Origin of the sequence: Nonomuraea sp. CA-141351, assembly GCF_050944675.1 — a bacterium.
Lineage (GTDB): Bacteria > Actinomycetota > Actinomycetes > Streptosporangiales > Streptosporangiaceae > Nonomuraea.
Genome location: NZ_CP191982.1, coordinates 11,350,199 through 11,363,014 on the forward strand (window position 1 = coordinate 11,350,199; position 12,816 = coordinate 11,363,014).

At 71.7% G+C, this 12,816-nt stretch carries 12 protein-coding genes; 9 read left to right on the forward strand and 3 right to left on the reverse strand.

Annotation, left to right across the window (positions count from 1 at the left end; translation table 11 throughout):
• Nucleotides 1-68: 68 nt before the first annotated feature.
• Nucleotides 69-431, reverse strand: a complete 363-nt coding sequence (locus ACQPWU_RS53415; RefSeq protein ID WP_433434646.1) for a signal peptidase I — start codon at nt 429-431, stop codon at nt 69-71.
• Between the two features lie 62 nt (nt 432-493).
• On the opposite strand from ACQPWU_RS53415, the gene ACQPWU_RS53420 reads away from it, so the two are divergent.
• The 3 genes from ACQPWU_RS53420 to ACQPWU_RS53430 all read left to right on the forward strand — a co-directional run bounded on the left by ACQPWU_RS53420 (nt 494) and on the right by ACQPWU_RS53430 (nt 3,540).
• A complete protein-coding gene (locus tag ACQPWU_RS53420; RefSeq protein ID WP_433434648.1) occupies nt 494-1,213 on the forward strand; it encodes a class I SAM-dependent methyltransferase in 720 nt (239 codons plus the stop codon).
• 180 nt (nt 1,214-1,393) lie between these two features.
• Nucleotides 1,394-2,608, forward strand: coding sequence for an adenylyl-sulfate kinase (cysC, locus tag ACQPWU_RS53425; protein WP_433434650.1), 1,215 nt, complete (start codon nt 1,394-1,396; stop codon nt 2,606-2,608).
• Nucleotides 2,605-3,540, forward strand: coding sequence for a sulfite exporter TauE/SafE family protein (locus ACQPWU_RS53430; RefSeq protein WP_433434651.1), 936 nt, complete (start codon nt 2,605-2,607; stop codon nt 3,538-3,540). Before cysC ends, ACQPWU_RS53430 begins: the two co-directional genes overlap by 4 nt.
• Here ACQPWU_RS53430 and ACQPWU_RS53435 read toward each other — a convergent pair whose 3' ends face one another.
• Entirely contained in the window at nt 3,541-4,617 is a 1,077-nt protein-coding gene (locus ACQPWU_RS53435) for a glycoside hydrolase family 26 protein (RefSeq protein ID WP_433434653.1), read from the reverse strand.
• 260 nt (nt 4,618-4,877) lie between these two features.
• On the opposite strand from ACQPWU_RS53435, the gene ACQPWU_RS53440 reads away from it, so the two are divergent.
• The 6 genes from ACQPWU_RS53440 (at nt 4,878) to ACQPWU_RS53465 (ending at nt 11,551) form a co-directional block, all read left to right on the forward strand.
• Nucleotides 4,878-6,158 (forward strand): Wzz/FepE/Etk N-terminal domain-containing protein, encoded by a 1,281-nt coding sequence (locus ACQPWU_RS53440; protein WP_433434655.1) that lies wholly within the window; start codon nt 4,878-4,880, stop codon nt 6,156-6,158.
• Complete coding sequence (locus ACQPWU_RS53445) at nt 6,155-7,435, forward strand: hypothetical protein (protein WP_433434657.1); 1,281 nt, start codon at nt 6,155-6,157, stop codon at nt 7,433-7,435. The genes ACQPWU_RS53440 and ACQPWU_RS53445 overlap by 4 nt, the downstream gene beginning before the upstream one ends.
• Nucleotides 7,432-8,328 carry a hypothetical protein gene (locus ACQPWU_RS53450; RefSeq protein WP_433434659.1) on the forward strand — a complete coding sequence of 299 codons (897 nt, stop codon included), beginning with the start codon at nt 7,432-7,434 and terminating at the stop codon, nt 8,326-8,328. The genes ACQPWU_RS53445 and ACQPWU_RS53450 overlap by 4 nt, the downstream gene beginning before the upstream one ends.
• Complete coding sequence (locus ACQPWU_RS53455) at nt 8,325-9,179, forward strand: sulfotransferase domain-containing protein (RefSeq protein ID WP_433434660.1); 855 nt, start codon at nt 8,325-8,327, stop codon at nt 9,177-9,179. Before ACQPWU_RS53450 ends, ACQPWU_RS53455 begins: the two co-directional genes overlap by 4 nt.
• Nucleotides 9,176-10,504 carry a lipopolysaccharide biosynthesis protein gene (locus ACQPWU_RS53460; RefSeq protein WP_433434662.1) on the forward strand — a complete coding sequence of 443 codons (1,329 nt, stop codon included), beginning with the start codon at nt 9,176-9,178 and terminating at the stop codon, nt 10,502-10,504. The genes ACQPWU_RS53455 and ACQPWU_RS53460 overlap by 4 nt, the downstream gene beginning before the upstream one ends.
• A 150-nt stretch (nt 10,505-10,654) precedes the next feature.
• Entirely contained in the window at nt 10,655-11,551 is an 897-nt protein-coding gene (locus ACQPWU_RS53465) for a sulfotransferase (RefSeq protein WP_433434664.1), read from the forward strand.
• Here the strand turns inward: ACQPWU_RS53465 and ACQPWU_RS53470 are convergent.
• On the reverse strand, nt 11,541-12,503 hold the full coding sequence (locus tag ACQPWU_RS53470; RefSeq protein ID WP_433434666.1) for a WecB/TagA/CpsF family glycosyltransferase: 963 nt from the start codon (nt 12,501-12,503) through the stop codon (nt 11,541-11,543). The genes ACQPWU_RS53465 and ACQPWU_RS53470 overlap by 11 nt on opposite strands.
• Nucleotides 12,504-12,816: the final 313 nt, after the last annotated feature.

The window sequence follows — 12,816 nt, forward strand, 5'->3', positions numbered from 1 at the left end:
CGGCAACACGACTACCCCCGGCCGAGTCAGGTCGCGGGGGTTCTCTCCAAGGGTACTCGCCGTCGTCCTCAACCGATCCGATAGCCAGGCACGGAGGGCCAGCGCACGGTGAGCACGGTCGAGGCCTCCTCCGCGTACCACGAATGGCCGACGCCCTTGCCCCAGACCACATAGTCACCCGGCTCGGACAGCAGCACGCTCCGGCCCGGCAGCTCCACCCGGAACCGGCCGCTGATCAGCACCAGCAGGGCGGTGCGCTCCTCCCCCTCGACCCACTCCCCCCGCTCGTCGCCGGGCGGGTGCACGCCCCACTTGATCTCCACATCGTCGCTGTGTCTTGGATCGCCGAGGGGTTTGAAATGACCCAGCAGCCAGCCCCGGTCCGCGGCCGCGTCGACACCGGCTTTCCCCACATAGACCACATCGCTCACGGCCCAGGACGCTAGCAGGGAAATGCCCTACTGAATCGAATTGGTTGATTACTGTAGGTGACATGTCTGAGGTGCGATCGGTCGCCCAAAGAGGCGATCTCTTCGGTCAGCGGGTCCGCGAGCACTGGGCCGGCCTGCTCGGCAGGCGGCTCGACGTGCTCGTCGCCGGGTGCGCGCACGACGAGCCGCTGGAACTGGAGCGGATCGAGACGAGAGCCACCGGGGTCGACGAGGACCACCCTTCGATCAGGGCCGTGCTGGCGGAGCGTGCCGACCTGGTGTCGTGGACGCTGGGCGACCTGCGCTGCGTGCCGCTGGCGCCCAGGTCGTACGACGTGATCCAGGTGTCGTTCCTGCTCGAGCGGATCAGGCACGCGGAGCTCGTGTTCGACCGGCTGCTGCAGTCGCTGCGCCCGGGGGGCCTGGTGCTGCTGCGCATGCGCGACCGCAGGTCCGCCTACGGCCTGCTCGACCGGATCACGCCGTCGTGGCTGCGCCGCCCGCTGTGGCGCGCGCTCGTCGCCCCCGGCACGCCGGGCCCGTTCCCGACCGTGTACGAGCCGCTGGCCTCGAGCGACGGCATGCACGCGTTCTGCCTCAGCCGTGGACTCATGATCACCGACGACGGGCGGAACACCAGCGGCCCCGCGCGCAGGCGCGGGATCGCCGTCGCCGCGGTCGCCGCGGCCGCCAAGCTGACCAACGGCCGCTACCTCGCCACCCACGACGAGATCACCATGGTGATCAGGAAGCCTCAGCACCACTTCGCCCGGCTCCTCTAGCCCTGTTCCCCGCGGCAACCGCTTCGTCGCAGCTCGGCCACCGCGGGCCCTTGATCTCCTCCCGAAGGGATCTCCACCGAAGTGCGGCGACGTACGGAAGACGGGTCTAGCGACACACCCATATCAATCGGTAGACTCCTTTCCTACCAATTCAATCGGAATAGTTGGGATGTTGCAGACGTGGAGTGGACCCCCGACCCGCGCGAGCTGGCCGACCTCGAGCTGCTGCTGTCCGGCGCGTTCGAGCCGCTGACCGGGTTCCTCGGCCACGATGACCTCCACGCGGTGCACGAGCGCGGCACGCTCGCCGACGGCACCCCGTGGCCCGCGCCCGTCACGCTCCACCTGCCCGCCGACGTCTCGCCCGGTGACGAGGTCACGCTCCTCGACCCGGAGGGCCTGCCGCTGGCCACGCTCACGGTGACCGCCCACGAGCCGGACGGGCTGACTTCCGGCCCCGTCAAGGGCCTCGGCGCGCCCGAGCACGGCCCGTTCGCGCGCCTGCGGCTCACCCCGGCCGAGGTCAAGGCCGAGCTCGGCGGGCGTCCCGCGCTCGCCGTCACCATGCGCGGTCCCCTCGACGATCTCTCCGAGATCGTCGCCACCGCGAAGGAGCTCGACGCGGTGATCATGCTGCTCCCCCTCTCGTACGGTGAGGCGGGCCCCGCGGTCGTACGCGCCGCGCTCCGCGCCAAGGAGAAGCTGCCCGAGGACACGATCGTCGTCTCCGTGCCCCTGGCGCCCCGTGAGGAGCCCGAGATCGACCTGGAGCTGCGCGAGCACGTCGCCACCGCCTACGGCGCCACCGAGCACCTGGCGGGCCCCGACCCCGTGCACATTCCCGGCCCGCCGCACCGCCGGGGCCTCGTGGTCTTCTTCACCGGCCTGTCCGGCTCCGGCAAGTCCACGATCGCCCGCGGCCTGCGTGACACGCTGCTGGAGCTCGGCACCCGTACCGTGACCTACCTCGACGGCGACGTCGTGCGCCACCTGCTGTCCAAGGGCCTGACGTTCTCCAAGGCCGACCGCGACCTGAACATCCGCCGCATCGGCTTCGTCGCCGCCGAGGCCGCCCGCCACGGCGGCCTGGCCATCTGCGCGCCCATCGCCCCCTACGCGGCCACGCGTGAGGAGGTGCGCGAAATGGTCGAGTCGGTCGGGGCGGACTTCCTGCTCGTGCACGTCGCGACGCCGCTGGAGGAGTGCGAGCGGCGCGACCGCAAGGGCCTGTACGCCAAGGCGCGCGCCGGGCTCATCCCCGAGTTCACCGGCATCTCCGATCCCTACGAGGAGCCGGACGACGCCGACCTGGTGATCGACACCACGCACATCTCGATCGACGCGGCCGTCTCCCAGGTCCTGGGGACGCTGCGGTCTGGAGGCTGGGTTCGTTGATCGATTGGGCGCTGATCGGCGGGTCCTTCCTCGTCGCGATCGTGGTCGGGCTGACCGGGATGGGCGGCGGCGCGCTCATGACGCCGATGATGATGCTGTTCTTCAACGTCCCGCCGCTGGCCGCCGTCTCCAGCGACCTGGTCGCCTCCGCCGTGATGAAGCCGGTCGGCAGCCTCGTGCACCTGCGCCGGGGCACGGTCAACCTGCGCCTGGTCGGCTGGCTGTGCGCGGGCTCGGTGCCGGCCGCCTTCTGCGGGGTGTTCCTGGCCCGCGCGTTCGCGGTCACCGACGCCGTGAAGTACGCGCTCGGCGTGGCGCTTCTGCTGGCCGTGGCGGGCATGGCTCTGAAGAGCTGGCTCGGCGGGCGGGGAGGGGCGTCGAACGCGCACGAGATCGTCGTGCGACCAATTCCGACCCTACTGGTCGGTACGGTGGGCGGATTGGTCGTGGGCGTCTCGTCCGTCGGATCCGGATCTCTGATCATCGTGGCCCTGCTCGCCCTCTACCCGGCGCTCAAGGCCAACCAGCTCGTCGGCACCGACCTCGTACAGGCCGTGCCGCTGGTCGCCTCCGCCGCGCTCGGGCACGTGCTGTTCGGCGACTTCCAGCTGGACCTCACGCTCTCGCTGCTCATCGGCTCGATCCCGGGCGTCTACCTCGGCGCCAGGATCTCCTCTCGCGCCCCCGGCGGCCTGATCAGGGCACTGCTGGCGATCGTGCTGCTCGCCTCCGCCCTCAAGCTGCTCGACGCGAGCACCACGTTCACCGTGTGGGCCCTCGTCGCGGCCACAGCAGTCACCATCGCAGGCTGGCGCGTGCGGGGGAGCGCCACCGCCCGGACTGAGGAGCGCAGGGAGCGTAGCGACCGGAGTGACGAGGGAAGGCGGCGGCTCCCCGGCGACCGAGCCGCCTCCGCGGAGTGGAGGCCATAGTCACGGCCGGGGGACGGGCGTCGCGCGGAAGTACGGATCTCGAGCCAGCTCGCTGAACGCCCGGCCGGCGCCCGTGCCGGCGTCGAAGCTGGTGTCGCCGCGCGGCGCGTGCGGCGAGTCGAAGTACAGCAGCGCCTTGATCTGCGGATACCGCTTGATCTGCCGCCGCACCGACTCGAAGAACGCACGCTTGAACGACCGGTCGTCCGCCCGCTCGAACACGCCCCACTCGGCCACCATGACCGGCTTGCCGGGGAAGCGTGCCTGCATCCACCGGTAGAACCCCGGCCAGTCCGGATATTCCTTGCGGGTCTTGTTCACCAGGCCCTCGAAGTCGTCCACCTTGCCGTCGGCGTACGGGTCCATGGCCACCCAGTCGACCACGTCGTCTCCCGGGTAGAGGTCCTCGAACCAGGGCTCGGCCGCCCAGTTGGGCGCCCCCATGTACGTCATGACCATGACCGCGTTCTTCACGCCGTCGGACCGCAGCCTGAGCACCACGTGCCGGAACATGGCCGCGTAGTCGGTGGCCTGCATGCCCGAGCCCGACGAGGCGTCCACGTCGTTCTCCGGCTCGTGGTGGAGGGTGAGGAAGAACCGCTCGGGAAAGGTGCGCCTGAGGTATCCGGCCAGCCGGTCGATCCTGGCGTCGAGCGCCCCGTCGGCGATCTCGGCCCAGGTACGGTCGAACGACGGCTTCCAGTTGATCATGAGCAGCCGGGGCCTGGCCGGGTCGCGGGCCATCCTGATCTCCGCGTTGGTGGGGAACAGCTCGCTGCCCCGGTGGTAGACGTGCACCACGTCGGCGGAGGCCCCCATGCGCGCCTCTGCGCCGTGCAGGGCGTGCTCGAGCTGCTCACCGGTGAAGACCTCCGGCGCGACGCCCCACCAGGCGCCGCATGAGGGTATGAGCCTGGAGGTCGCCGTACAGGAGGACGGCGTGCCAGAGGCCTCCTTGACGGCCACGGGCGCCCGTGCGTTGGAGCCCTCAGCCGTGGAGCAGGCGGCCAGCACCGCGATAACGACCAGAATGACCGCGGTGTTCGTGGTGGTATGAGAAATTCCCCGTAGCTGCAAAGCCCTTCAACCCCCTCGGCGAATGACCCCCGCCTATCAAACCTGAACCTTGCCATGTCGTTCCTGGAACTTCAGCCAGTGTGCCGAGTCTCTCCAGCTGACGGCAGGCGAAAGCCCGAAGGCACTTTCCGGACATTTCAATTTATAGACGGCTTTACCTTGTACCCGACTCGAGAAAATCTTGGGTATTCGGCTTGGCTGATAATCGTCCGCCCTATAGTGGGCGCACATCTCGACGCAATTCCAGGAGACCCTCCCCAATGAGCTCAGGCACGGACCTGGACGAGCACCTTTCGCTGCTGCGCAGGCGATGGCTGCTCCTGGTGGGCTGCGTCGTGTTCGGCGGCACGGCCGGCCTCGCGCTCATGCGGCTCACGCCGCCCTCCTACACCGCGACCACGCAGGTGCTGGTCATGCCGGTCGGCTCGCAGGAGCCGGCCAACCAGGTGACCAGCCGCCAGCGCGAGCCGCTCAACCTCGACACCGAGGCGCAGGTCGCGCAGTCCGCCGTCGTGGCAGAGCGCGCCGCCACGACGCTGGGAGTCGAGACACCCGAGCCAGTCGAGGTCTCGGTGCCGCCCAACTCGGCGGTGCTGTGGATCTCGGTGACCGCCTCCGACGCCACGGTCGCGGCCGACCAGTCCCGCGCGTACGCCCAGGCGTACCTCACCAACCGCCGCGAGAGCGCGCTGGCCGCCCTGAGCGAGCAGCAGCGGGCCGTGCTGGTCAAGATCAAGCAGGTCAACGCGGCCATCGACGCGGTGATCAAGCAGCTCGGCGGGCTGGCCAAGGGCAGTGCCGAGCACACGATCGCGTCCCAGCGGCAGAGCGTGCTCAACCGGCAGGCCGCCGGGCTCGCGCTGAAGTACGACGCGCTCAGGACGGTCGCGGTGACTCCCGGCACGGTCATCAGCCAGGCCACACCGCCGTCCGCGCCCGGCTCCCCCAGCCTGCCGCTCTACCTGGGCACCGGGCTCATGGCCGGGCTGCTGGCCGGCTCGGCCGCCGCCTACGCCCGCGACCGGCTCGACAAGCGGCTGCGCACGGCCGCCGACGTCGAGCGGCTGACCGGCCTGCCCGTGCTGAGCGACCTGTCGAGTCCGCGCGAACCCGGTGTGGCCCACGAGCTGGCCTGCGCCGTGGTCGCCGTGTGCCCCGGCAAGCGGCTGCTGGTCAAGGCGCTCCCCGCCGACCTGCGCGAATCGACGCAGGCCGACCAGGTGGCCGTCAGCGTGCCACTGACCGTGCTCGACGGCTCCGACGTACGCGATCTGGCCAGGGCGGACGCGGCCCTGCTGCTGGTGGGGCTGGGCCGGGTCACCTCCGACCAGGTCGGGGCCGCCGTACGGCAGCTGGCGAGGCACGACGTGCCGGTCATCGGCGTGGTGACGGCGACCGACGCGCTGCCGTCGTTCGTGCCCCTGCTCGAGCCGCGCACGCACACCCCGCTCGGCAAGCTCGTGGCGACCGGCGAGCTGGAGGTGGCCGAGACCACGCCCATGCAGGCGATGCACCCCCGGCGCCCCGGCCAGCCGACGTGAGAGGGCCCTCGTGGCCGATCACGGCACTGCTCGTCGGCTATCCGGTGTGGTGGGCCCTGGGGTTCGGCGGGCTGTCGGTGATCGTGCTGGCGGTGCCGATGGCGATGGTGCTGTGGCGGCGCCGGCCGATCAGGGTGCCGCGCGGGTTCGGGCTGTGGTTGCTGCTGCTCGCCGGCTACCTGGTGAGCGGGCTGATGCTGACGGAGATGCCGCCGGACACGTACGGCGACCTCGGGCCGGGGCGCTTGATCGGCTACGTCATGCGGCTGGCGCTCTACGTGGCCATCCTGATCATGGTGCTCTACCTCGGCAACCTGACCGAGAGCGAGCTGCCGCAGTTGCGCCTGGTGCGCCTGCTCGGCGTGCTGTTCGTCACGACGGTCGCGGGCGGGCTGCTCGGCGTGTTCTTCCCCTCGTTCGCGTTCACCTCGCCGGTCGAGCTGCTGCTGCCCGACTGGGCGGCCGGCAACTCGTTCGTACAGAACCTCATCCACCCCACCGCCGCCCAGACACAGAAAGTGCTGGGCTTCGCCTCGCCGCGGCCTGAGGCGCCGTTCGAGTGGGCGAACGCATGGGGCAGCAACGTGTCGGTGCTGCTGGTGTGGTTCGTGGTCGGCTGGTGGGTGCACGGCGGGCGGCGGCAGAAGGCCTTCGTGGTCGTCTTGCTCGCCCTGGCCGCGATCCCCATCGTGTACTCGCTCAACCGGGGCCTCTGGATCGGCCTGGGCCTGGCCCTGACGTACCTGGTCCTCAGGCTCGGAGGCCGCGCAAGGGTGCTGCTCTGCGGGGCTGCGGTGGTGGCGGCGCTGGTGTTCGCGCTGAGCCCGCTCGCGTCCCTGTTCGCGCAGCGGCTGGACAAACCGCACTCGAACGACATCAGGGCCTTCACCGTGTCGGCCACGGTCGCGGCCGCCGCGCACTCGCCGATCATCGGCTACGGCAACACGCGCAACGCCATGGGCAACCATCGCACGATCACCACGGGCAGGACCCAGTGGTGCGAGGGCTGCGGGCACCCGCCGCTGGGCAGCGACGGGCAGCTCTGGCTGCTGATCATCACGCAGGGGTTCACCGGGGCGGCGCTCTACGTGGCGTTCTTCCTGGGTGCGATCCGACGCCACTGGGGAGACCGCAGCCCCATCGGGCTGGCCGGGGTGCTGGTGATGGGGCTGGTGCTGCTCTACATGTTCATCTACGACGGGCTGGTCACGCCGCTCAGCCTGTATCTCATCTCGTTCGCCCTGCTGTGGCGCAACCATCTGGGAGACGTCTCGTGAACGACGCCGCCATCCGGCTCGGCTATCTCGCGGAGACCGTGCGGCTGCTGTATCCGGGGCCGGGGTCGCCCCGGGCGTACACCGTGCTGCCACACGCGGCCGTGCCCCGGCGGCTGGTGCCGCGCCGCTGGTGGCATCCGTGGTCCTCGGTCATGGTGCCGGGCGAGGGGTCCATCGCCGCGTACCTGAGCGAGGTCTTCGGAGGGCCCGTCGAGACCGTCCTGCACGTGCGTCCGGCGCGGCGGGCCAACCGGAAGCCCATCCTGGAGGCCTGCTCGGGCGGGCGGCGGCTGGCGTTCGTGAAGATCGGCGACAGCGCGCGGGCGAGCTCGCTGATCACCACGGAGGCGGCGGCACTGCGCAGGCTGGCCGGGCTCCCGCTGGCCACCGTCGCCGTGCCGGCCGTGCTCCACCACGGCGTCTGGCGCGGGCTGGCGGTGCTGGCGCTGTCGCCGCTGCGGGTGCGGCGCGGCCGGGTGCCCCGGCCGCTGCTGCTCGAGGCGGTCAAGGAGATCGCGGGCACCGGGGGTCCGTGCGCGGCCTGGCACGGGGACCTCGCGCCCTGGAACATGTGCCCGTCCCCCGACGGGCGGCTACTGGTGTGGGACTGGGAGCGGTACGAGATCGGCGTCCCCTACGGCTTCGACCTCGTACACCACTTCTTCCAGCGGGCGCTGCGCTCGATGGCTCCGCCGGTCGCGGCGCGGGCATGCGTGGCACGGGCCGTACGCGAGCTCGCGCCCCTGGGGTTGTCGGCGGCGGTGGCCAGGCAGACCGCCGTTCGTTACCTCATCGCGCTGGCCGACAGGCATACCGCCGACGGCCACATGCCGCTCGGACCGCCGGAGACCTGGCTCAACCCGGCCGTCGACCACGAGGAGCTGCTCACATGAGGGCCATGAAGGCGTCTGTGCTGTCGTTGTCGCGCGCCACCGGACGGCTCACGTCGGGGGCGCGGGTGCTGCCGTCGTTCCTGATCGCGGGGGCGCAGCGGTGCGGTACCACCTCGCTGTACCGGGCGCTGGCGCAGCATCCGCTGCTGCTCAAGCCGGTGCTGCACAAGGGCGTGCACTATTTCGACGTCGGCTACTGGCGGGGAATGTCCTGGTATCAGGGCCACTTTCCGCTGCGGATGAGCGCGGGGCTGGTCGAGCACCGGTACGGCTCGCGGGCGCTGGCGTTCGAGTCGTCCCCCTACTACCTGTTCCACCCGCTGGCCGGGGAGCGGATCACGACCGATCTGCCCGGCGTGCGGCTGATCGTCCTGGTACGGGATCCGGTGGAGCGGGCGTACTCGGCCCATGCGCACGAGCTGGCCAGGGGGTTCGAGACGGAGTCGCACTTCGAGTCCGCGGTCGAACTCGAGCCCTCACGGCTGGCCGGGGCCGAGGAGCTGCTGCGTAACTCGCCCTTCTCCCTGCACCACTCCCATCGCCATCACGCGTACCTGGCCCGCGGGCGCTACGCCGACCAGCTCGAGCGGCTGGAGACGCTGGTCGGGCGCGAGCGGATCCTGGTGCTCGACAGTCACCGCTTCTTCGCCGAGCCGGAGACCGTGTACGACCGGGTGCTGGAGTTCCTGGGCGTGCCGCATCTCGGCTACCCGCTGTTCGAGCGGCACAACGGGCGTCCCTCGCCGCAGCCGATGCCGCGCGAGCTGGGGCGGGCGCTGCGGGACCACTTCGAGCCGTACGACGCGCGGCTGGTGCGGTGGCTGGGAGGTGAGCCTTCGTGGCGGCGATGACCTCGAGCCTTCGGCGGGGCGGGATCGCGGGGGTCTCCGGGGCGGCCTTCGGCGCTTTCGCGCAGTTCGTGCTCGTCATGCTCGTGACCAGGACGTTCGCTCCCACTGACGCCGGCGCGTTCTTCGCGGTGACCGCACTGGCGCTCATGGCGGCGGGGATCGCGAAGCTGGATGCGGGGAACGGGCTCGTGTACTTCATCGCGCGGGCGAAGACCTACGACTACCTCGGCATTTCCGGATATATCCGGGCAGCCCTCGTGCCCTGCGTGGTGGCCTCCTGCCTGGCGGGGATGATCCTGTACCCGCGGCTGGGCCCGGTGGCCGCGCTGCTGCCGGTCATGGTGGTGGGTGATGTGCTGCTGGCCGCCACCCGGGGGTTCGGGGCCATGCGGCCCACGGTCGTCGTGGACGGGGTGCTGGTGCCTTGCTCCCAGCTCGTGCTGGTGGCCATGGTCTGCGCGGCGGACGCGGCCTCGTGGTTGCCGCTGGCCTGGGGGGCGCCGTACGTGCCGGCCGTGGTCCTGGCCTGGGCCGGGCTGCGTGGGCGCGCGCCGCGGACGCCGTACCTGCCCGGCACGGGGCGCGACCTGTGGCGGTACACGGCTCCCCGGTCCGTGGCCGGGGCCATCCAGGCGGTGTTCCAGCGGCTGGACATCGTGATCGTCGCGCTGCTCGGAGGTCCGGCGCAGGCAGCCGTCTACACGGCCGCCACTCGGTTCAAGGTGGTCGGGCAGCTCGCGAACCAGGGGCTGGCGCAGGCCGTACAGGCTCGCCTGGTCACGGCGCTCGCGAACGGGGAGCGGGCACGGGCCGCGCAGCTGTACCAGACCGCCACTGCCTGGCTGGTGCTGCTGACGTGGCCGGTGTGGCTGGCGTACGCGGCGCTGGCGCCGTGGCTGCTGGGGCTGTTCGGGCCCTCGTACGGGTCCGCTGAGCCGGTGGCGCTGGTGCTGGCCGGCACGATGATGGTGGCCACAGCCTGCGGGATGGTGGACGTGGTGCTGACGGCCGCGGGACACACGGGCACGAGCCTGCTCAACCTGGTGGCGGCGATCACGTGCACGGTGGCGCTTGACGTGGCCCTGATACCCGTCCACGGGGCGTTCGGGGCGGTGCTCGGCTGGTCGGGCGGGATGCTGGTCAAGAACCTGCTCCCGCTGTGGCAGCTCCACCACCACTACGGCCTCCACCCCTTCGGCCGCCACACCCTCCAGGCCCTGCGAGGGAGCGCCGCCGCCTGGACTGAGGAACGTAGGGAGCGTAGCGACCGGAGTGACGAGGGAAGGCGGCGGCTCCCCGGCGACCGAGCCGCCTCTACGGAGTAGAGGCCATGAACACGCGAGGGAGCGCCGCCGCCTGGACTGAGGAACGCAGGGAGCGTAGCGACCGGAGTGACGAGGGAAGGCGGCGGCTCCCCAGCGACCGAGCCGCCTCTACGGAGTAGAAGCCATGAGCGCGCTTACCCGGGACACTGTGTGAGTAGTCGTGCTCCCGTGCTGGTGACGGGCCTGCCGAGGAGCGGCACGAGCTGGACGGGCAAGATGCTCGCCGCCGGAGGCGACCTGGTCTACGTCAACGAGCCGCTCAACCCGCAGCACCCGCCAGGTCGCTGCCCCGGGGTGCTCAGGGCCTCCGTGACCCACAGGTTCCAGTACATCTGCGACGACAACGCCGCCGACTGGCTGCCCGCCTTCCGCGACACCGTGGCGCTGCGCTACCGCTGGCTCTCCGAGCTGCGCGCGAACCGCTCCCCGTACGACCTGGCGAGGCTGCTCCGCTACGGCACCGCCTTCTCCTTCGGCCGTCTGACGGGCCGGCGGGCGCTGCTGGACGACCCGTTCGCGGTGCTGAGCGCCGGCTGGTTCGCCTCTTCGCTGGGGTGCCGGGTGATCGCGCTGGTGCGGGACCCGGTGTCGTTCGTGGCGAGCTGGCAGCGGCTCGGCTGGACGGTCTACTTCCATGAGCTGCTCGAGCAGCCCCTACTGGTCCGGGACCACCCGGAGCTGCTCGAGCTGCGCGCCCTCGTCGGCTCCCAGGACCGTGTCTTGAAGGCGGCCGCGCTGTGGCGGGCGACCCGTACGATCCTGACCCGCACCCCCGGCATCCTCATCGCCTCGTACGAGTCGCTGGCCGCCGACCCGCTGACCGTTTTCCAGCGGCTGTACGACTACGCGGGCCTGGCCTGGACGCCTGCCGCGCAGCGCCGAATCACGCGGGCCTGCACGGGGGCGTCCGGGGCCGGGACGGGGTTCGCCTGGTCGGGCCTGTCACGCACGGCCTTCCGGCCCATGGACTCCCGCCGGGCGCTGGACCACGCCGGCCGGGGCCTCAGCTCCGACGACGTGGCCCGCGTGCGCGCCCTCACGGCCTGACACGACTGGCCAGACAGGTGGCCATCATCCGTGCCGCGAACGGCAGGTCGTCCACCAGGTAACGGCGCGCCAGCCGCCCCGGCTCGCAGCCCAGCCGGTACGCCCACTCCAGCCCTGTCCGTCGCATCCATCCCGGCGCCCTGGAGACCGAGCCGGCGGCGAACGCGATCGCCGCCCCGCATCCCAGGAACCACGCCTCCGGCAGTTCCTCCCTCAGGTCGGCGATGAGCCGGTCCTGGCGGGGGAAGCCCAGCCCGACGAACACCAGCCGCGGCCGCGCGGCGACCACCCTCCTCCGGACCCTCGCACTGCCCTCGGGAGTGACGTCGAAGTGGTAGGGCGGCGCGTGGACCCCGCACACCTTCAGCCGCGGGTGGCAGCTCGTGAGCTCGTCCGCGGCCCTCCGTGCCACGCCTGGAGGGCCGCCGAGCAGGTAGACGGGCCAGCCACGGCGGGCGGCGAGCTTGCTGAGCGACCAGATGAGGTCCGCGCCCGTGACCCGCTCCGGCACCGGGGTGCCGAGCAACCTGGCCGCCCACACCAGGGGCATCCCGTCGGTCACCACCAGCTCCGCACTGCACACCAGCTCTTTGAGCTCGGGGTCTTTGGCGGCTGCCCGGCATATGTCGATGTTCGGGGTGACGATCCGCCCGCCTCTCCCCGCTTCCAGCTCGTCCCCCACCCGCCGGACCACCTCGTCCTCGGTGAGCGCATCCACCCCGATCCCACCCACCTGCACCCGCCGCCCACCGGCGACCGCCGCCCACGCGCGTCCCTGGCCGGCGGTGGGCGCCTGGGGGCTCGGGTGCTTGTCCGTGCGCGGCGTGTGGGCGCTCGGACCGCGTCGATGACCGGTGGCAGCGGCCGTGGGGTACGGCGAGCGCGTCCCACCGCGCCCCGCCGCCGTCCCTCCGGCCATCCACTCGGCGGACGGCGTCGTAGGCACAGCCACCCGCCCGACAGCCGACGACATCCCAGACGCAGCCGCCCGACCAGCAGCCGACGACGTCCTAGGCGCAGCCGCCCGTCCGGCTGGCAGCGGCGCGGCGGGGGGCAGCGGCGCGGCGGGGGGCAGCGGCGCGGCGGGGGGCAGCGGCGCGGCGGGGGGCAGCGGCGCGGCGGACGGTGCCGCCTCATCGTCATAGGGCGGTGTAGCGGACCTGGCCGCCTGCGCCTCGGCGGTGGACACGTCCGGGCGCGCCTCCGTGGTGGGCGCAGCCAGCTGTACCTCCGTGGTGGCTGCGGCCGGGTGCGATTCCGGGGTG

Excerpts from the sequence above, each read along its gene's own strand:
- ACQPWU_RS53420 (WP_433434648.1), top strand. The coding sequence starts at position 494 with ATGTCTGAGGTGCGATCGGTCGCCCAAAGAGGCGATCTCTTCGGTCAG.
- ACQPWU_RS53440 (WP_433434655.1), top strand. The coding sequence starts at position 4,878 with ATGAGCTCAGGCACGGACCTGGACGAGCACCTTTCGCTGCTGCGCAGG.
- ACQPWU_RS53455 (WP_433434660.1), top strand. The coding sequence starts at position 8,325 with ATGAGGGCCATGAAGGCGTCTGTGCTGTCGTTGTCGCGCGCCACCGGA.
- ACQPWU_RS53460 (WP_433434662.1), top strand. The coding sequence starts at position 9,176 with ATGACCTCGAGCCTTCGGCGGGGCGGGATCGCGGGGGTCTCCGGGGCG.